The sequence below is a fragment of the Hydrogenispora ethanolica genome, from assembly GCF_004340685.1.
Lineage (GTDB): Bacteria > Bacillota > UBA4882 > UBA8346 > UBA8346 > Hydrogenispora > Hydrogenispora ethanolica.
Map to the genome: position 1 here is coordinate 98532 of NZ_SLUN01000018.1, position 20177 is coordinate 118708.

At 52.5% G+C, this 20177-nt stretch carries 20 protein-coding genes; 4 read left to right on the plus strand and 16 right to left on the minus strand.

The features are described from left to right. Positions 1-72: 72 nt before the first annotated feature. Positions 73-681, minus strand: coding sequence for an RsiV family protein (locus EDC14_RS14970; RefSeq protein WP_132015119.1), 609 nt, complete (start codon positions 679-681; stop codon positions 73-75). Between the two features lie 460 nt (positions 682-1141). Here EDC14_RS14970 and EDC14_RS14975 point away from each other — a divergent pair, with 460 nt between their 5' ends. Together EDC14_RS14975 and EDC14_RS26835 are read left to right on the plus strand one after the other, a co-directional pair. Next, a complete protein-coding gene (locus EDC14_RS14975) occupies positions 1142-1510 on the plus strand; it encodes an EamA family transporter (RefSeq protein ID WP_132015120.1) in 369 nt (122 codons plus the stop codon). Positions 1511-1598: 88 nt separating this feature from the next. Beyond that, positions 1599-1763 carry a hypothetical protein gene (locus EDC14_RS26835; RefSeq protein WP_165908044.1) on the plus strand — a complete coding sequence of 55 codons (165 nt, stop codon included), beginning with the start codon at positions 1599-1601 and terminating at the stop codon, positions 1761-1763. Positions 1764-2063: 300 nt separating this feature from the next. On the opposite strand, the gene EDC14_RS14980 is transcribed toward EDC14_RS26835, so the two are convergent. The 14 genes from EDC14_RS14980 to EDC14_RS15045 all read right to left on the minus strand — a co-directional run bounded on the left by EDC14_RS14980 (position 2064) and on the right by EDC14_RS15045 (position 16839). Then, the gene (locus EDC14_RS14980) at positions 2064-2597 is read right to left on the minus strand and encodes a shikimate kinase (protein ID WP_132015121.1); all 534 of its coding nucleotides are present in this window, start codon (positions 2595-2597) and stop codon (positions 2064-2066) included. A 284-nt stretch (positions 2598-2881) separates the two neighbouring features. After that, complete coding sequence (locus EDC14_RS14985) at positions 2882-4027, minus strand: glycerate kinase (RefSeq protein ID WP_132015122.1); 1146 nt, start codon at positions 4025-4027, stop codon at positions 2882-2884. A 42-nt stretch (positions 4028-4069) separates the two neighbouring features. Further along, positions 4070-5071 carry a 3-dehydro-L-gulonate 2-dehydrogenase gene (gene yiaK, locus EDC14_RS14990; protein ID WP_132015123.1) on the minus strand — a complete coding sequence of 334 codons (1002 nt, stop codon included), beginning with the start codon at positions 5069-5071 and terminating at the stop codon, positions 4070-4072. A 112-nt stretch (positions 5072-5183) separates the two neighbouring features. Continuing rightward, entirely contained in the window at positions 5184-5408 is a 225-nt protein-coding gene (csrA, locus tag EDC14_RS14995; protein WP_132015124.1) for a carbon storage regulator CsrA, read from the minus strand. 89 nt (positions 5409-5497) lie between these two features. Beyond that, positions 5498-5959, minus strand: coding sequence for a flagellar assembly protein FliW (gene fliW / locus EDC14_RS15000; RefSeq protein WP_165908045.1), 462 nt, complete (start codon positions 5957-5959; stop codon positions 5498-5500). A 255-nt stretch (positions 5960-6214) separates the two neighbouring features. Continuing rightward, entirely contained in the window at positions 6215-8527 is a 2313-nt protein-coding gene (flgL, locus tag EDC14_RS15005; RefSeq protein WP_132015126.1) for a flagellar hook-associated protein FlgL, read from the minus strand. Between the two features lie 16 nt (positions 8528-8543). After that, a complete protein-coding gene (flgK, locus tag EDC14_RS15010) occupies positions 8544-9956 on the minus strand; it encodes a flagellar hook-associated protein FlgK (RefSeq protein ID WP_132015127.1) in 1413 nt (470 codons plus the stop codon). A gap of 5 nt (positions 9957-9961) precedes the next feature. After that, entirely contained in the window at positions 9962-10417 is a 456-nt protein-coding gene (flgN, locus tag EDC14_RS15015) for a flagellar export chaperone FlgN (protein WP_132015128.1), read from the minus strand. 6 nt (positions 10418-10423) lie between these two features. Continuing rightward, positions 10424-10726, minus strand: coding sequence for a flagellar biosynthesis anti-sigma factor FlgM (gene flgM, locus EDC14_RS15020; RefSeq protein WP_132015129.1), 303 nt, complete (start codon positions 10724-10726; stop codon positions 10424-10426). Positions 10727-10847: 121 nt separating this feature from the next. Next, positions 10848-11087, minus strand: coding sequence for a hypothetical protein (locus EDC14_RS15025; RefSeq protein WP_132015130.1), 240 nt, complete (start codon positions 11085-11087; stop codon positions 10848-10850). Positions 11088-11090: 3 nt separating this feature from the next. Continuing rightward, on the minus strand, positions 11091-11879 hold the full coding sequence (locus tag EDC14_RS15030) for a ComF family protein (RefSeq protein WP_132015131.1): 789 nt from the start codon (positions 11877-11879) through the stop codon (positions 11091-11093). Between the two features lie 187 nt (positions 11880-12066). Next, a complete protein-coding gene (locus EDC14_RS15035; RefSeq protein WP_132015132.1) occupies positions 12067-13806 on the minus strand; it encodes a DEAD/DEAH box helicase family protein in 1740 nt (579 codons plus the stop codon). A 40-nt stretch (positions 13807-13846) separates the two neighbouring features. Next, the gene (gene recD2 / locus EDC14_RS15040) at positions 13847-16033 is read right to left on the minus strand and encodes an SF1B family DNA helicase RecD2 (protein ID WP_132015133.1); all 2187 of its coding nucleotides are present in this window, start codon (positions 16031-16033) and stop codon (positions 13847-13849) included. Positions 16034-16212: 179 nt separating this feature from the next. Next, complete coding sequence (locus tag EDC14_RS15045; RefSeq protein WP_165908046.1) at positions 16213-16839, minus strand: redox-sensing transcriptional repressor Rex; 627 nt, start codon at positions 16837-16839, stop codon at positions 16213-16215. A gap of 365 nt (positions 16840-17204) precedes the next feature. Here EDC14_RS15045 and EDC14_RS15050 point away from each other — a divergent pair, with 365 nt between their 5' ends. After that, on the plus strand, positions 17205-17786 hold the full coding sequence (locus tag EDC14_RS15050) for an NfeD family protein (RefSeq protein ID WP_132015135.1): 582 nt from the start codon (positions 17205-17207) through the stop codon (positions 17784-17786). 57 nt (positions 17787-17843) lie between these two features. Then, positions 17844-19235, plus strand: a complete 1392-nt coding sequence (locus tag EDC14_RS15055; RefSeq protein ID WP_132015143.1) for a flotillin family protein — start codon at positions 17844-17846, stop codon at positions 19233-19235. Between the two features lie 501 nt (positions 19236-19736). On the opposite strand, the gene EDC14_RS15060 is transcribed toward EDC14_RS15055, so the two are convergent. Continuing rightward, positions 19737-20177, minus strand: a 441-nt coding sequence (locus EDC14_RS15060) for an IS3 family transposase (RefSeq protein ID WP_132015136.1), incomplete at its 5' end; no start/stop codon positions are given.

Consider the following 20177-nt stretch of genomic DNA (forward strand, 5'->3'; position numbering starts at 1 on the left):
TTTTCGGGTTATTCCGGGTTCGCCGTGACCACGGTCGAGGGCTTCAACGGTTACCACCCGGCGGCCCGGGCATTAGCGGAGGAACCGGCCGATCGGTCCGTTTTTGTAGATCAGGTCCCGAACCTCCGGATAGCCGATCGCCAACTCCGGCACGCTTCCTTGTGCCGGGGTGTCTTCCGGCAGCGGAAACACCAAGATAAGGGCGGTCTCCGTCATATAGAACTCCTGGCGTTTCAGGACCCCGCCAAATTCGGCGACCGTCTCATCATCGCCCGCGTTCAACGTTTGACGGATCAGGCCATTTAGCCGGGACACATAATCGCAATCATCATTGAAGAGATCCTCGAATTTAAAAAGGTCGCCGCTGTGCAGATCGAAGGTCAATCCCTTGACCGCTATGGTCCGGAGGGCGTCTCCCGGCACATTGCCGGTCCCCTCCAGGCGGAGGCTGAGAATGCCTTTGGCGTTTAGCTTCACCTGATAGCCGCCGGCGACCTCCCGCGTCAGCTCCGGCGCGTACCCCTGGTCGCGGATGAGATGCCGTACTTTCCTGGTGATGGCTTCATTCATCTGCTTGAGAACCCGTTTCTCCTGCGGACCCTCGATCTCGGGATAGCTGAAATTCAAGCCCGGTTTGGCGACCCGTTTTGGAAAGATCCGGGCCACCGCTTCTTCTCCCATGTTCGCTCTCCCTCCCGTTCAATAGCCTATTCAGTGGCGGAGAAAGTTGTGCCATCGTCCCAGGGAAAGAAGTATTCTTTTTGCAAGTTGAATCGCCGCTCCGGCCGCTTTCAGCCAATTTTCAGAAACATGTTTTATACTCGTATCTGTCAAACGAAGCATGCTACGGCGGGTGTTTCATATCCGAAATTATAATGCCGGATAAAGCGGGATACTGCTTGTATTGAATCCCATCCGGTTACGTTGAACTTGGAGCCGTTCCTGAGTATTGAGATTGCGGACATGAGCCGTGGGTCGTGGACGTGGAGTTTCTGCGCTCGAAGTCTCGATGAAAGGTAACGTAGCCCCGGTTTTGGTAAAGCATTCGTTTCTGTACCCGTTCCAAGCTGAACCGGCTGGAAGGAAAACTCGACCCGAAGATTGAAGATATGGCATGGTAATATATTGAAGGAGAAATATCATGAGCTTATGGGTGATTCAGATTATTATCTCCATAGCGCTGGGAGTAGCCGGACAACTGCTCTTTAAAGAAGGCGCTGCCCGGTTGGATGTATCGCTTTCCGGGGCAGCCGGGGTCTTTCCATTGCTGTGGCGCATGTTTGCCGAACCTTTGATCTTCATCGGTCTGGTCTGCTATGGAGTCTCCACTGTCTTTTGGATATTAGTCTTGAAACAGAAGAACTTATCCATGGTTTATCCGTTGATCGCCAGCAGCTACATTTTGGTGGTATTCTTTTCGTGGCTGTTCCGGCATGAAACAGTCGCGCCGTCGCGTTGGGTGGGAGCGTTGATCATCACGGTCGGCGTCTGGCTGATCGCCCGGGGTTGACAGTCCTTTCGAAACATCATACCCTCATTTTGCGGACGGGGCGTCTCCGGAGCCGGTCGCCACAGTTGCTTCCATGAAGGATAATTCTATGGCGATGACCGCCATGGTTCATTCCGTAACAGAAGAGCCAATGGCGACGATCGCCGTCGTTCCTTTTGCGGTTCAGGTAACTATGGCGACGACTGCCGTTGTTCATTCGACGATTGAAGAGCCCACGGCAGTATTGCCGCCGTTCGTTTTGCGGTTCAGGTAACAATGGCGGCGACCGCCATTACTTATTCCGTAACACGGAATGGGATAGCGGCCGTCGCCACAGTTTTGTTTGAAGTTCGCGATCTTTCATTAATCCCTGTCATTCATCCTTGGCGGCGTCCCGCGGGATCTGGTTCCGGACAACAAAAAACACGATGACCTATCGTGCCTTCTGCACTCTTTGTAATGAAACATACCGGTTCAAAGGGTGTTCACGCGCTGCGGCCAAAATACGGCACACCAACCCCGCAGCCATCGAACCCTCGATAGCCGTTCCCGGTTTGGGCATCGCAAGGACGTCTCATGGACGAGTCGGGTCCTGGGACGCAAGCAGCGGTTTTAGCAAATCACTAATCTTAAAGATCAGTTCATCGACTGACAGGCCGTCACATGGCATGGTCAGATCGGCATTGGCCTCGTATAACGGAATCCGCTCGTGGTACAAATCCACCAGCTGCTGACCCTCGGCCAGCGCAATCCCCCGGCTGGCCATGTTTTGAATCCGTTGTTCGATCGCGGGATAGGACAGTTGCAAATAGACCAGAATGCTGTCCCGTCGCAGCTGTTCGATGGCGGGCGCGCTATAGATGACACTCCCGCCGGTGGCGATCACCGTATCCGCGACCCGGATCTGCTGGACTACGGCCGCCTCAATCTGAAGAAACTCGACCACGCCATCCTGATCGATGATGGATTGCAATAACCGGCCTTCCCGTTGCTGAATGATCAGATCGGTATCGAGAAAGGCCATCCCCAAATGTTTGGCCAGCAATACTCCTAACGTGCTCTTGCCGGAACCGGGCATGCCGATAAAGACGATGTTTTTTCCGTTCATATCTTCCCTCATTGATTTCAGAGAATTGCATCATGATTGGGCAAAAAAATTTATAAGAATAAGGCAATTCTCTCATTGTTCACGATGATCAATAATTGGCCGGCATTCGAAAATATCCTACAGATTTCGAGCGATGTTCGCTGAATTTAATCCATTCTTAACCTTTTGCCGAATATCACTTGACGGCGGGCCAAAGGAGTCCATCCCTACCAGGCAAAAATATAGCGCCGCAAGTGGTTCGCGGCGCCTTTTCTCGCTACGGATTGAACCGGGGCTGCAAGTGCTCAAGGACGACGCGCTGCTCCGGCCAAAAAGAATTTGAGGGAACGGGCGGTCGCTTCGCGGATCAACCGTTGGGAATCGGCCAGGGCTTCCTCCAAGGTCATCGGGCGGCTGATGATCGAAGTGACCGCGGTGATGCCACTTTGGTATACCTGTTCATAACCGGCGCCCAGCGAACCGGCGATGCCGATCACGGGAACCCCGGCCGCCCCGGCCAATTTTCCAACGCCGCTGATGGTCTTGCCGAAAGCGGACTGGAAATCGATCCGGCCCTCTCCGGTCAGCACCAGTTGCGCGTCTTGCAACTGCTTTTCAAATTGAGTGACTTCCATCACGAGTTCGATCCCCGACGTCAGCCGGGCATTCAGGAAAGCGACTAAGCCGCCCCCCAAGCCGCCGGCCGCGCCCGCTCCGGGCAGCCACTGAATATCCTGGCCCAACTCTTCCCGCACCCGCTCCGCCAACCGTTCCAAACCGGCATCCAACTGCGCCACCATCTCCGGAGTCGCTCCTTTTTGCGGTCCGTAAACGGCGGCTGCGCCTTCGGGACCGGTTAACGGATTGGTCACATCGCAAGCCACCAAAAATTCGGTCGATGCGATCCGCGGATCGAGCCCGCTGCGCTCGATCCGCGCCAGGCGGCCCAGATCCCCTCCGCCTTCCTTCAATTCCAGGCCGGCGGCGTCCAGAAAACGGACTCCCAATGCCTTCGCCATTCCGGTCCCGCCATCATTGGTGGCGCTGCCGCCAATCCCCAGAATAATCTTTTTGACGCCTAAGTCAAGCGCGGCGCGGATCAATTGCCCCGTTCCATAGGTGGAGGTGATCAAAGGGTTCTTTTCCGCCTCGCTCAAGAGTGGCAGGCCCGATGCCGCCGCCATCTCGATGATCGCCGCGCTCCGGTCGCCGGTCAAGCCAAAAAAGGAACGGATTTCCCGGCCCAACGGATCCCGGGCCGGGCACGGAATGATCTCCCCGGCGGTCGCCGTAACTACTGCTTCAACCGTTCCCTCGCCGCCGTCCGCCATGGGCATTTTGACAACGGCCGCATCGGGAATGAGCGCGGCGATGCCGTCGGCCATCGCCTTGCAGACTTGCGGCGCGGTTAAGCTGCCTTTAAAAGAATCCGGGGCCAGTATTATCTTCATCATCATCTTCCTTTGCTGAAAGCTGTTGTTTGGGCCAATCTTTCACATCGCCAAAACCTGTTTCCAGATGGCTTCATCCACGGGGATTCCCTGCTCCAGATTTTCGTTGCGGGTTTGCAGCGTTCGCTCGCCGGGATAATAAATCCGCTCCCCCTCCCGCAGCGGCTCGGACTGGTGAATATGATCGATCAATCGCATGATCGTCCCGCGCACCGCCTCCGGATCCGGCAGCACCGATAAGTCAAAGGCCAAAAAAACCTGGGACAAAGCGTATTCGCTCTCCAAGCGGCCGATCTCAGCCGTGGAATTGCCGCCGGAAAGAACTGTCGCCACCAAGTCCAGTAAGAAGGAGAGCCCGGAACCTTTCCAATACCCGATTGGCAATCCCAACAGAGTTTCACTGATTGCTTCCGGATCCCGGGTGATCTTTCCCTCTTTGTCAAAGCCGCCGTCGAACGGCAACATTTCATGGCGCCGTTGGTAAATTTCGACCTTTCCCATGGAAAACTGGGATAGGGCCATATCCAAAACAATATGTCCTGCCGCGCGCGGCACAGCCAATACCAAAGGATTATTCCCCAAACGGCGCTCCCGCCCTCCCCAGACGGGCATATTCGGCGTGGTATTGCTCCAGCAGATTCCGATGCATTCCGCTTCTGCCGCTTGCCATCCATAAGTACCGCCGCGCATCCAATGGTTCGTGTTTTTCAGTGCCACGCAGCCCATGCCATTCTCCCGGGCCTGCTGAATCGCACGATTCATGGCAAATTGAGCATTCAAGCTGCCCGGTCCCAAGTGCCCATCCCAGCGCTCCCAGGTTCCGAAACGTTGTACGAGTTCCGGTTGGGCATCCATGGCGATGTACCCTTTTTGGATGTATTCGATAAACCGCGGAAACCGGTTCAATCCGTGAGAGTACACCCCGTCACGGCTATTATCGGCGAAAATTTTGGCGCAGGCGCCCGCCCGCTCTATCTCAAACCCTTGTCTGCAAAGCACCCGGGTGAGCTGTTCGACCATCTCGGCGTAATTGACCCGTTTCATCGAAGCCTCCTTAAAAAAACTTTTCTGGTTTTAAATAGTATTTCCGCATAAAATACGAAAAACCAGAAGCTTCCCGCTACTGGTTATTACTGAAGATGGATTAAAACCCGCATCATTTTTTAAACAATCGATCCAATTTTTCGAGATTCGGCTGGCTCAAAGCAGCTAACTGATTTTCCTTCTGAATCTCCCGATAGACCTCTTCCCGGTGCACCGCAACTTCACGAGGAGCGGTAATCCCTAGCTTGACTTGGTCGCCTTTCACATCCACGATGGTAATCTTGACGTCATCGCCGACCATGATACTCTCATTCAACTTACGGGTTAATACCAACATCAGGGATCCTCCTTGACTTGTGGAGATTCATGTCTCAAATATATACCTTGATATTTTCTCCGAAAGTAAGAAAATCCCTTTTTTTTCTTTCAGCGGACCGCTGTTTTTTTGTGGATTGACGTATCGCTGGATGTGAACAGCGGATGCCTCAGCTGGTATGCTGGATGGTGAAGGATGATCTGCTTGCCCATCCGCGATGAGAGGCCAACGATAATGGGCGCCGCCAGATTCACTGTTGCCTGGCTGATATCGGCGGGAAGCACCACCACCGCGTACGTAACCGCCTCGGCGGGAGACGCGAGACCGATCTCCGCCGCATCCTCATCGGAGATTTCGAAGGAGAATCCCGGCGCAACCTGATTGAACTCAATGAGGATAAGAGCCAGTTCCGGCTGTTCTATGGATTGGAGAATGAAAAAAGGCGAATCTTCCTTATAATGCATGATGGTATACACGTGACGGCTTTCAAACCCCGGCAATCCATTTTTAAACGTAATGCAGTCGGCTTCCGAAATCTCTTGCGGTCCGAAAAATTTGGTTTCGATTTGCATCAGGCTCATCCTTCCTCTGACATCAATTCATTCATTTGAATATCCCACTCATGATCATCGGAAAATTCCAATAAACCTTTATATGAAAAATGACACAATTTCAAAAAAATGTAAAGGAATGTAAAATTATTTCAAATACAATAAAGAAGACGCCGTATGTCGTCTTCTTATGAATAAATTATAACATGATCGTCTCACATTATGGAATATATTTTAAAATAAATTTCCCAATTCAAAACGGCCGTTTCAAAAACATTAGTCCAAATAATCCAGCAACGTCTTGGGAATCAGCTGCCCGGAAATCTGCAACGCCGCGTCATAGGCTGCTTGCTGCGTCTTTAATTCCATGACAATCCGGGCGTATTCAGTATCATTGATAGTACTCATCATCGAGGTTAGATAATCCTCCACCCCCGACATTCGCGTGATTCCGCTCTCCAGCCGGTTAACCTTGGTTCCGATTTGGCTCTGCGCCACCAGCACTTTTTGTTGATCCTGTTTGAATAGGCGAATGTCTTCATCGCCCAATGCGTCCAAATCGCCGGTTCGCAAATCCTGACTGAATTTGCGGAGATTGGTAAAGATGGAATCGAATATATCAGCCCCTACCTGGTTGACACCCAAGCTAACGCCCACGTTAATCTCATAATTGAGGGAACCGTAATCCCCTTCATAATTGGGCCTTGCCTGATCGGAATGGTCGCCGCTGATAAAGCCCATCTTATCCAGGATATCCGCGCTGGAACCCGATTCCAGTTTGATCGGCAATGTTTTATTCGCGCCGCTCGGATCCTGATAAACCAGACTCAATTGATTGTCCGAATTCACGCTCACTTTGATGTTGGCATAATCGCCGCCGATATTCTGAATCTTCTTTTCCAATTGGGCTGCGAACTCCGTCAGAGAATAGGTTCCGCTATCCAAGCTGATCTCGTAGGAGGTCCCCTGGCCCAGGCTTATCTTGAAACGATTATCCTCATTGGCAAAATAGTTGGCGTTGATGGAATACTTGGAACTGGCATCCGGAAGCGTATTTAAGGGGCTGTCCAATTTGGCGTAATATTTGCCCGCCACCGAATCATATTCGACACTCTTGATAGTCCGGGTCTGGCCCTGACCGGCTCCGTCGGTAATGGTGATCGGCATTCCCATGTAAAAACTGGTCGTTATGGCATTGGAATCTAAGTAAATCTTATCCGAATCCGCGCTCGCCGCACTGACAGTCCCTTCCAACGGAGGGCTCAGGGAATACACCGAAGTGGCATCCGGCAAGGGTACTGACCAGGAACCACTCAAGGCAGCCTCTTTGGTCGTTCCGTCATAACCGGTAATGGTCTGCGTCTGGCCTGCCCCCGGACCGCTGACAATCGTGATGGTCCAGTTTTTATAAAAATCAGCCGTAGCCGTCGCATCGGAAGTCAATGTAACGGAGCTCCCGGTAGCCGAGGCAACCTGTCCGGTCAAGGGATATTTGCCCAATACCGTAACCGGGGAACTAATGCTCGTTCCGACCAATTGACGGGTCGTGGCCTGATCGGCGAAGCCCAGCTGTCCGAGGGTACTGTCAACAACGTCATAGGTGGAAGTGGCGCTTACAGCCGTATTGCAAGCTTCATCCAACGTCGCGGTTCGGGTCGCTCCGTCATAGGAGACGATCTTACGGGTTTCAAGCGTTCCATCGCTGTTTTTGAAAGTAACGGTGTTGCCGGTATAAAAATCATCCGTAGCATCCGCGGAAGAATCCAATACAATCGTCGGGGGAGTCCCCGCCGGAGCGCTGGCCGCTTGCACATTCCCGCTTGCAGTCACGGCGTTCCGGAGCACCACCGTATGGGTTTTTCCATCCGGCGGAGTCGTTCCGGCATAAAAAGTTATCTTGTTATCAGGCGTCATTTTAACGGAAACCGGTACCGCAAAACCAGCGACATCGAGTTGTTTTTGAATCGCTTTCGTCAAGTCGTTCAGCGTTTTACCGGAAGTTCCGTCATAGACGCCGTAAGATTCAACCGGCAAAACGATGGTTTTCACGGTGCCGTCATCCAATTGCAGTTGAAATCGGTTATTGGAGGCATCGATGACAATCGGTTGATCGTGAAGATCGAGGGGATTTCCCGAAACGCTAACCCGCAGATTGTAAGGAATGCTTGTAACATCGGTGCCGGCAAAGATATATCGATTATCGATATTGGTATTGGCGACTTCCATAATCCCGGAACAAATTTGATCGATTTCTTCGGCAATGGCAATTCGTTGTTCATCGGAGAGCGTGCTGTTGGCGCCTCTCTCTAATAACTCGTAGGCACGCTGTAAATACTCATCTACGCTTTGAAGCGCCTTGTCCGCCGAATTAAGCCAGGTCCTGGCCTCTTGCGAGTTATTCGTATACTGTTTAATCTGGTAAATGCTGCTGTTCATCAACATGGTACGCGCTGTGCCGATGGGATCATCCGACGGTCGCTGGATCACGACTCCGCTGGCATACTGGGAGCTTTTTTTCTGGATTTCCGCTTCCCGGCTCATGATATCCGACAAAAAGCTTAAAGAGTTCATTCGGCTGGTAACACGCATGTCAGATCGCCCCTTTTCAGACTTTCAGCCGGTTAATAATGACGTCCAATAATTCATCCATCGTGGTGATCACTTTGGATGCAGCATCAAAGGCATGGTTGAAGATTAGCGAATTAGCAGTCTCTTCATTCATTGAAACACCCGAAACGGACTCCCGTTTTTGATTCAAGCTCGTCACCAAGAGATTTTGATTCTTCACCCGGCTCTGGGCACTTGCGGAATCGACCCCCAGCTTCGCTACAACTCCCGCAAAAAACTCACCGATTGTCGCGGTTTTACCGTTAAACAATTTTTGCTGGAAGATTCCGGCCATTTTGTCCGAATTGCCGGAATCACCGGAGGCTCCGGTGGCGGAAGCCGCAATTTTGCTGGAATTAAGTTGAATATCGGCGGAAACGCCAATGTCGGCCGCTCCGGTACCCGTAAAAAACATTCCTCCGGGCTTTCCTTCCAGATCAAAACCCTGTTGGTGCTGTTTATTCATCTCCGTAATCAACGTACTGGTTAATGTGTCCAAATCCGCCATCATATTCGGCAGGGCCGTATCCCGAATATCCAGCAATCCCTTGAGCATACCGTTGGAAACGGAGATTTTACTGGAAGCCGGGTCGGCGACTCCTTTCCAGGTAATATCGGAGATGGTCGGATCGGCCGGGTTCGGCGTCGTGGTCAGCTGATTATACTCAACCCCGCTGACTAATGTTCCTCCGCCCAATGTCACCGTGGCGCGGTTTTGCTGATCGAAGGAAACCCGGATATTTACCAGTTCCGAAAGCTTTTCCAACACAATATCCCGCTGATCCAAGAGGTCGTTGGGTTGATCGCCTTGGATGGTGACTTTACCGATTTGATCATTGAGATCAGCCAATTGCGTAGCATAGTTATTGATGGTTTTCACCGTGTCTTGAACCTGCTTGTCCACCGTGGAACGGAGATTTTTCAAGTCGTTATACGTTTGCTTGATATAATCGGTTAACGTTACGGCGGTTGAAGCCACGATATCGCGAGTAGAGGGATCTGCGGCCTTGCTGCCCTGTAAATCTTGTAACGATTTCCAAAAAGCATCCAGAGTCGACTGGATACCGGTTTTCGAGGGTTCGTTCATGATTCGCTCGATTTGATCGAGCAAATCGTTTTGCGAATTCCAATAGTTGAGCGTAGACGTTTCCTTCCGGATCTGTTCGTCGAGCAGTAGATCGCGAATCCGGTTGATCGAAGCAACGTCCACCCCGGTCCCGAGTTGCCCGGCAGATATCTCGGCGTTAGCGGAAGGATATGAGAAAGGATCGGTTGCGACAATATTCGCCACTTGTCTCGTATAACCAGGCGTTCCGGCATTCACCATATTATGACTGATTACATCCAATGCCTTTTGCGCCGCCATCAAACCCCGCTTGCCAATTTCCACTCCAAAAAAAGTCGAAGACATCCTTGTCACCCCTTGAAATCAAGAATATTCACTTTATTCTGGCCCGTCATCAACTTTCCCGTCGGATTATAAGTTCCCGTATCATCATCCATGGAAGTCCAGGCATTAATGGTAAACCGGACTAAACTCAAAAAATCCTGCAGGATAATTTGGTTGAATTCATTCTCTTCCTTAATCTCCAAGACCAGCTTTTTCATCTGGGCAATATACGATGCAACGGGTTCCGGAATTGCGGAGCCGTTTTTCGCACTGGAAATAAAAATCTGTGTCTGCTCCGAGCAGACACTTTGAATTTCTTTTAACTTTTTTGCAGCGGCCTCTTCGCGGAGAACGATATCATTCAATTGTGACAGATTATCATTCAGTAATGCGGCTTTTTTGGCTAAAGCGAGACCTTTCAATTCTTGCAACAGTTCAATTTCTTGGCCCAAAAGCAATTCAAATTCTTGGGCATCAGACATCTACGCTTACCTCCCGGCAAGTTCATCCACGAGGCTCCGGTTGATCATTTTCTGGGCGATTTCGTCCCCCGTCACATGATATCGGCCGTCCTGGATGAGTTCTTTTAATTCACTTACTTTATCGGCACGAATATCCGGAGACTTTAGTACCTGTTCTTTGATGAGGTTTAACTCCTGCACTTTATTGGAGAGCAACAGCACATCGGCGCGGGGCATGGATGAATTGTCAGCGAAAGCGATCCGCCTCGAATAATGGTAACAACTGTTGAGTTGCAGCACCGTTTGGACTTGTTTATTTGAAATAATCATCCTAACCACCCCGTTATAAAAGCATTATAATATATTATCGTCAACTCCGAGGAAAACTTTAGAACCTTTCTGCCCGAAAATACATTTTTTGCAAAGTCTCTCCTTCATTCCAAACGAAATATTAGAGATTGGGTTTCTTAAAAGTTGTTTCCAATCGTCCCTCACGCAAGAATCTTGAAATCACCCGGACATCCACTCCAGTCGCTTTACTTACTTCCGGAACCGTGGTGTTTGGGTGCCCGTAAATAAACTCGCGCACTTTTTCAAACTCCGTTTGCTCCTGAAGGAAACAATTATTGCAAATTTCAACTCCGACAAAATTGAAAATTTTGCCGCAGCGCTTGCAATTCCTTATTTCCATAAATTAACCCCCTGCTTTGGAACCAAACCACTGGGAGTCGATGACCCCGGCTGCCAGGGTCAGGACTTTAACGTCTCGCGCACCGCCTCGTAATAAAACCCGGGCTGCTTCGGAAGCGGTGGCTCCGGTTGTCAAAATATCGTCGATCAGCAAAACTCTGGCGCCCGTCAACCCACTGTGGTCAACCACCCGGAAAGCTCCGCTGATATTCGCAAACCGTTCTTCTTTGTCTAAGGCGTTCTGTGATTCGGTTAGTTTTTCTCTCATCATTATACTGTATGTTGAACGAATTCCCAAATAGTTTCGGAGCGGATTAGCCAGTAATTCGGCCTGATTATAGCCGCGAAGCATCATTTTTTGGCTGTGAATCGGAATTGAAACAATCCGGTCGATTTTTCGTACAAACTCCGAATGAAGTTTCGCCCATTCCACCAGCAGCTCTCCCAGAGCCGGACCCAAATCCGGCCGGTAGCGATATTTCAGCTCCGCCAAATACTCGCGGAGCGCCCCTTCATAAAGCGCTACGGAACGGGCTTGCGAAAAATAATATTGATTCCGTTCACATTGGGAACACTGCCGAGCATGAGCGACCGCTAATCGTAACGGCCGTCCGCAACGTTCGCAGATCGGCGGAACGATTAACGCTATCCGCTGGAGGCAGCGTCTTCCCAGCCCCCGCTGGATGCTCTCTTCCTGATGACAGACGGGGCAAAGTTGCCGCGGTGGAAAGATCAGCTCCGCAATTCCGGAGCCGAGCGATTGATACCATTTTTTTGCTTCTTTTTTTATCATCGACCGCCCCTCTTGAAAAATTTATGAGACCTTAGACCCAATTTTTTAATGAATATCCAAGAAACCCTTAATGAATCGACCATAAAACCATAAGCTGGCGAATATTGGATGAGATCTCCAGCCTTCACGAAGCAACGGGGTGAATAGTTTTTACTCCTGATATCAACGCCCCCAGGCCTCGATGTTTTTAAGAAGATTCATCCAAGAACCCCAATTGATATCCCGCCTCATTCATCCGCGATATCCAGGTGACCGCCTCATGCATCGCCCGGCTTTGCCGTTTGCCGGCGAAGCAGACTTGAGCGGCTTCGCCCATTCTCCCGACCCGTCCCGCGATCTGAACCAGGGTCCGGCAATCGAAGATTGCTTCATCATCAGCGTTTAAAACCACTACATCCAAGTTTGGAATCGTAATTCCCCGCTCAAAGACCGTGGAAACGACCAGAAAATCATGAGCGCCATCCAACAAGGCTGCTTTGGCCTCCAGCCGGCCGGGCGTCCGCGCATGAACATATTTTCCCTTCAATGTCCGGCTTTGTGCCCAATCACAAAGCGCCCGGCCGAATTGTTCCACCTCGCGGACGGTGGGGAGAAATACTAACAGCTTGCGGCCGTTTGAATGGAGGGCCTCCAGCTTTTCCCGGAGAAAGGGCGGCGGTTGCCAATCTTTCCGTCCGACCGGATTCAGGGCAGTCCGCAAGATCTGCGGGACAATCAAGGGCCGGCGGTGCGGCCGCGCCGGGATCTCCACCACCGGGATCTCTCCTCTCGCGGCCCGCGCCCGCAATTCCCGATCCGGAGTAGCGGTCATCATCACCAGCTTGCCTTGGGGTTTCAAGGCCCGGCGCACCGCAAAATGCAACATTTCACTTCCGAAATACGGAAATGCATCCTCTTCATCGAGAATAATCAAGTCGAAGGCTTGATAGAACCGCAAACACTGATGAGTGGTGGCGAGGACCAGGGACGACTCCTCGTAACGCCCGCCGCTGCCGCCATACAGCGCCACCAATGTCTGTGCGGGGAAAGCCTTTTGAAAACGCGGCTCGAGCTCTTGAACAACATCCTTGCGGGGCACCGCGAAAAGAACCCGGCCTCCCGCGCTCAACACTTTGGCAACTGCTCCGAAGCTGACCTCCGTCTTGCCGCCGCCGCACACCGCCCAAACCAGAAACTGCCGCTCCCCGCCATCCAAAAACTGTTCCAATGCGGACGAAGCCCTTTTTTGCGGCGGAGTCAGCTCAAAATCGAAATGAGGAAGAATCGCCTCTTCCGCCACGGGCTCCTCGGAACGCGGCTGGGAATACAGTGGCAAGCAACTCTTGGCAACTCCCATGCTCCGGCAATGAGGACAGGTATAACACCGGGAATTGCCGCAAAAATAACAATCATCCTCCAGGATACCTGTCGTTGCGCCACAACGCCGGCAGAAAGGGAGGCCCAGCCGGTCCACGCTGACTGCCGCCTCGCGGCGGACCCGGGAATGAAAATACAAATATTGCATCCAATCTTCGGGATTCCAAGGAACTTCCAGTCCCTTGGCGGCGATCAACTCCGGCAGTTCGGTACCGAGCAGGATCCTTCCCTGAAGGAGCCCGGTCAAATCCGGAAAATCCAAACTCTCAGGGCGAAGTTCCGCCAGGGATAGCTTTACCGGAGGCAATATCCTATGCGGCTGAATGGTTTGAACGGCGCGCTTCACCATCCGGAAAAACAGGCCGGATTTCAGTTTCAAGCCGGGGGTCGACAGCTGCTCCAGGACCCATTCCGCCAGATATAACGGGAGGGGCGGCTTGATAATCTGTAGCGCAGTGAACCCCTCCTCCGCCAAAAAATAAGCGTCGATCCGGGGATTGCTGCTCAACGATACTCGAAAACGGCCTTCGTCGCTTTCGGCCAAATACAGGAAATATTTCGGCGCGAGCAACTCCTCACCTCATCCGTTCCCACGGCGCGCCGCCAGTCGTTTATAAAAACGCCATCCGCAGCCTCTCCTGCAACAGCGAAAGACGCTCCTCGATCCGGTTGTTCTTTATGGCGATGGCCAGGGCTTTTTTGGTTCCGATCAGCACCACCATTTTTTTGGCGCGGGTAACCGCCGTATATAACAGATTCCGCTGCAGCATCAGAAAATGCTGGGTGGTCACAGGCATCACAATCACCGGATACTCGTTGCCCTGGCTCTTATGGACCGACATCGCATAGGCCAGGACCAACTGGTCAAGCTCCTCCGCTTCATAGAGGACGGTCCGCTCTCCTTCAACCTCGGGAAAAACTACTGTCATGCTGCGCTCTTCAGCGTCAATCCGCCGGATTCGCCCGATATCCCCGTTATAAACCTGCTTTTGGTAGTCATTCTTGAGTTGCATCACCTTGTCGCCGATCCGGAATGAGACAGCGCCGTTTTTGAGCTCGGGTTTATCGGCGGCGGCCGGGTTCAAGGCCGCCTGCAGCACCTGATTGAGATTCTCGACGCCGGTGATGGTCCGGCGCATCGGAGTCAGAACTTGAATATCCTCGATCGGGTCGCAGTGCAGATACTCGGGCAGCCGGGTCTTGACCAACCCCGGCAGAACCGTGGTGATATGCTCGGGATTGTCATCCTCGATAAAGAAAAAGTCATCGTTTTTGGCCAGGTATGGAAATTGACCCTGATTGATTTTATGGGCATTGGCTACGATCATGCTGCCGCCGGCCTGGCGAAAGATAGTATTCAACCGGACCGTCGGTACCGCGGCCGACCGGATCAGATCCCGCAACACCGAGCCGGGCCCCACCGACGGGAGCTGATCGACATCGCCGACCAGAACCAGCCGGGTGCCGGGTTGGACCGCTTTCAGCAAATGATAGAAAAGGAGCAGGTCCACCATGGAAAACTCGTCGATGATCAATACATCCGCATCCAACGGCTCTTTTTCATTCATCTGAAAATGGCCGGGCGCGCCGTTGGCGCCGCCGTAGCCGAGCAGACGGTGAATGGTTTTGGTGGGGGTATGCGTGGACTCGGCCAAACGTTTGGCGGCCCGCCCGGTCGGCGCCGCCAGCAGCACGTCCAAACCGTTGTCTTTGAATAATTCGACGACGGCCCGGATAATGGTGGTCTTGCCAGTCCCGGGACCGCCGGTGATCACCAGCAACCCGCTGTCCAGCGCCATCCCCACCGCTTGCCGTTGCCCGTCGGCCAGCTTCACCTGGTGGTGCGCCTCGTAACCGGCCAACCATCCCGCAAGTTCCAGTTCGACTTCCTGCGGCGGGGTCTGCAGCATCTCGCGCAGCTTGGCTGTTACGCCGGTTTCGCTATAGTAAAAAGGCGCCAGATAGAGAATGTTCCGCTCCTGATACCGTTCGCGGAAGATCTCCTTATCAGCGATGAGATCTTCCAAGCCGCCCACTAACTGCAATTCATTGACGTTTAACTCCGCTGCGGCTTGCGTAAGAAAATCGTTTTCATGAGCGAACACATGGCCTTCGCTGCAATGCTCGTTCAATCGATACCGGAGCCCGGCCCGGATCCGGTACGGCGAATCTTCCTTGATCCCGACTTTGCGGGCAATCTGGTCGGCGATCTTGAATCCGATCCCAAAGACCTCGTCGGCCAGGCGATACGGGTTCTCTTTCACGATGGCAATAGCCGCGTTGCGATAGGCCCGGTAAATCTTCAAGGCGTAAGCCGGACTGACTCCCACGCCCTGCAAGAAGACCATAATCTGCTCAATGGCGGAATGATCCGCCAGGCCCCGGGCGATCCGCTCCGCCTTATTCTCGCTGATTCCGGAGATCTCAGTCAGGCGCAACGGGTCGCTCTGAATGATCTCCAGTGAAGCGAGGCCGAACTTCTGGACGATCTTCTTGGCGGTGACCGGACCGACCCCCTTGATCAAGCCACTGGACAGGTAACGTTCGATCCCCAGCAATGTCTGGGGAACCACCTGCCGCCATTGCTCAATCTGAAATTGCTGGCCATACTCCTTGTGATGAGTCCAGTTGCCGGTCAGTTGAAGCACTTCTCCGTTGAACAGCGGCGGCAGATTGCCGACCGCCGTGACCGGTCCGCCGGAATTGGCTTTCAGACGGACGACGGTATAACCATTCTCCGGGTTGCAAAAAACGACTTGTTCGACTGTTCCTTCCAGTTCCGTCCGGGTATCCGCCATCTCGACTCCATTTCATCCATTCACTATAGTATTTTGCGAAAGCATAAACGGCTTTGTTCGGTGAAGCGTTCGCGTTTTTCGCTCCAAACCCGTCAACGCTTTCGCAAAATGCTGTATCGGCAAAGGCAACCGTGCAATCAGCCGCGTCGTATCGAAAAACTGTAACATTGGCCGCGCATTCAGGTATAATAGGCCAAACTTTGCAGGTCGAGGGTCACATCGGAATTCTGCACTTTGATTCCGGGCGGAGTCTTGATGGAAGCGGGCACAAAGTTTAAAAAAGAAGTGATCCCATTCTCCACGCAGGCATCGACAATCTCTTGAACATTGACCGCCGGAAAGGCCAGGATCATCATCTTGATATTCAATTCCCGGATCTTCACGGACAACTGGTCGATGTGGTAAATCTCCACTTCGGCGACTTTCCGGCCGACCTTCTTCTCATCATTGTCGAATAACGCCACGATTTGCAATGGCTTATGAACCGGGCTCCGCTGATGATACCGCACCAGGGCGGCGCCGAGGTTTCCGGCGCCGATCAGCCCCACCCTTACTTCGCGGTCGAGTTTTAAGATCCGCCGCAACTCATCTTTTAAGGATACGGTGTGATACCCTACTCCCTGTTTTCCAAAGACTCCAAAATAAGAGAGGTCCTTACGCACTTGTACCGATGAGGTGCCCACCATCGTCGCCATTTGTTCGGAGGAGATGATGGGCAGCTCCGCCGGATCAATGACGCTCAACACCCGTAAATATAAAGGCAAACGCCGAATCACTACATCAGGTACTTTTTTATCGCGATTCACAGGCCATTCTTTCCCTTCATTGTGGACTTCAACTTTTTTGGAATAAATTTTTTATGTTCTACATGAAATCCTTAATTTCCTCTTTATTCTACCGAATCGTTGCGATAAAGCGTTGTGATAAACCCCGGCCGAAGGCCGCGGCTTGAAGCAGACGTATTTGATCCCCGTTGATCCGCTCTCTTAATTCCCTTAATTTTACAATTATTATACCATGACGAACTGCAAATTTCATCTCTCGATTCTCGAACAGCTTAGGATAGGCTTATTTTGTTCTCTCCGTTTTCAACCGGTTTCCAAGGCAGGAAATAACAGAAAATCGTGGAAATAAACCTGTAACGAACGACAGATACGAAAGGAGCCGAATCATGGCGGAGTGGTGGAGCAACATCCCTGCTTTTGAGAGGATATTCTGGTATTTTGCCCTGCCGTTTACGGTTGTGTTGATCCTGCAACTCATTTTGACCTTTATCGGCCTGGAATGGCATGATGGCGGTTTTGAGGCTTCCCATGGCTTGGATGCCGGCCACGAGACTGATTTCCAGGCCGGGTTCCGCCTTTTTACGCTGCGCAATTTTATCATCTTTTTTACCGGATTCGGTTGGGCCGGCCTCTTTGCGATCCACGCCGGATTTGGCCAGACGGTTACCATTCTATTCGCTTTTTTAGTCGGTCTCTTCCTGATGTTTGCCGTGGCCGGAATGTTTTATCTGATGACCCGGCTCACTCAAAGCGGCAATATCAACCTCTCCAACGCCGCCCATAGTTCGGGGCGGGTCTATCTTCCCATTCCCGGCAACCGCTCCGGCATGGGCCAGGTCCAGATCACCGTTCAGGGTGCGATCCGGGAAGTCGATGCCATGACCGACGGCGAACCCCTGCCCACCGGAACCCCGATACAAGTCACGGAAGTGCTGAACGAGGAGGTTCTAATCGTCAAGAAGAATTGAGCGGGAACCGAGGCGCCCGCCCGACCCGGAATCATTTCTAAGGAGGTCTTGCCCTTGTTGACCAGCCAATACCTGTTAGTGCTCGTCATCGTGAGCGTGGTCGTCGTCTTTGTGACCTTTTCTTCGGTTTTAAAACGCTATAAACGCTGTCCTTCGGATAAAATTCTGGTGGTCTACGGCCGGACCGGCAAATCCAAGGACGGTACCGCCCGCTCGGCGACGTGCATTCACGGCGGAGCCGCCTTTATCTGGCCGGTGATCCAGGACTATCAATACCTGGATCTGACGCCGTTTTCGATCGAGGTCAATCTGACCAAGGCGCTCAGCAAACAGAATATCCGGGTCGATGTCCCTTCCCGGTTTACGGTGGGCATCTCCACCGAACAAGGGGTGATGACCAATGCCGCCGAGCGGCTGCTCGGCCTGAAGCTGGAAGTGATTCAGGATCTGGCCAAGGACATCATCTTCGGCCAGTTGCGGCTGGTCATCGCCACCATGGACATCGAGGAGATCAATTCCGACCGGGATAAATTCCTGGCCAATGTCTCCAACAACGTGGAAGCCGAGTTAAAAAAGATCGGCCTGAAGCTGATCAACGTCAACGTAACCGATATCAAGGACGAATCCGGCTACATCGAGGCTCTTGGCAAGGAAGCGGCCGCCAAGGCCATCAACGACGCCAAGAAGAGCGTGGCCGAGAAAGACCGCGACGGCGCCATCGGCGAGGCCAACGCCCAACGCGACGAGCGGGTCCAGGTTTCCGAAGCCAACGCCCGGGCGGTGGAGGGCGAAAACCTGGCTAAAATTCTGATCGCCAATTCCGACGCCGACCGGCGCGAGAAGGAGGCCGAAGCCACCCGGAAGGCCACCGCGGCCGAGAAGATCCAATCCGCCAGGGCGCTTGAGGAAGCTTACAAGGCCGAGCAGGAAGCGGAACTGTCCCGTTCGGAGCGGGAACGGGCCACCCGGACGGCGGACATTCTGGTTCCGGCGGAAATCGACAAGGAGCAAGTGCAGATCGCGGCCGAGGCGGAAGCCGAAAAGACGCGGCGGATCGCCAAGGGCGAGGCGGACGCGATCTTGATGGAGATGGAGGCGCGGGCCAGGGGACTCAATGAGATCCTGAGCAAACAGGCGGACGGCTTCCAAAAGATCGTGGCGGCGGCCGGGAACGACGCCACCAAAGCGGCGATGCTGATGATCGCCGACAAGCTTCCGGAGATTGTCAAGATCCAGGTCGAGGCGGTCAAGAATCTCAAGATCGACAAAGTGACGGTCTGGGACTCGATGAGCCAGAACGGCGCGCCCACCACCGCCAATTTCCTCTCCGGCATGCTCAAGTCGATACCGCCGCTGGATGAGCTATTCAAAACCGCCGGACTGCAGTTGCCCAATTATTTGGCGGAACCCTTGAAAGAAACGGCGGCCGAAGCGGAAAAAGAAAAATAATTTGCGTACGGCTGGCGGCGGACTGCGCTACAAAATTGAATCGAAAAATGGCTGGTTCTCGTGAAGAGAGCCAGCCATTTTCGTTTCTGTCAAAACCTTTTTAGCGCCATGGAACACCTAGGATCAATCGAACTTATCCCCGCGCAATGTTTATTTAAACTCTGTTTCGCTTTCGTCCTGTTTCCCGGAACCTCGGGGAAGCTTCCCGAAGCTTCATGGATGCTTCCCGAAAGATTGGTCCTCTTTCCCGGAGGTTTAGGGAAGCATCCCGAAGGATTGGTCCTATATCCCGAAGCCTTGGGGATGGTTCCCGGGGGCTCCGGGATGCTAGGATGAACCTTCGGGAAGAAAGGATCACAGGATCCTATGAAAGGATCATGGGATCCCTTACAAGGATGAAGACCATCCCTTACACGGATCCTTACATCCCTTACAAGGATCGCAAGATCCTTTGAAAGGATCGAAGCATCCTGGGCTTCCCCCGAGAAACTAGACACCAAGTTAAGCACTTTTTCTTCGATTTTCGAAGTATTCCGGGGTCATGCTACCAATTGAAGAATGACGGCGTTTACGATTGTAATCAATTTCGATATATTCAAAGATCTCACGTTTAGCCAAGACTCTGGAAAGATAGATCTTATCTTGAATACACTCAGTCTTCAGAGTGCTAAAAAAGCTTTCCATGGGGGCGTTATCCCAGCAGTTGCCCTTGCGGCTCATTGAGCAAATCATGCCATGTTTCGTTAAAATATCTTGGTAGGGATTACTGGCGTATTGAACACCGCGATCCGAATGATGCATCAAGCCTTTTTGAGGCTTACGATGCTTAATCGCCATCTTTAGGGCCGATATCGCCAAGTCGGCAGTCATCCTCTCGGACATGGCCCAACCAACGATTTTCCGGGAGTACAAATCCATGACAGCGGCTAAATATAACCAGCC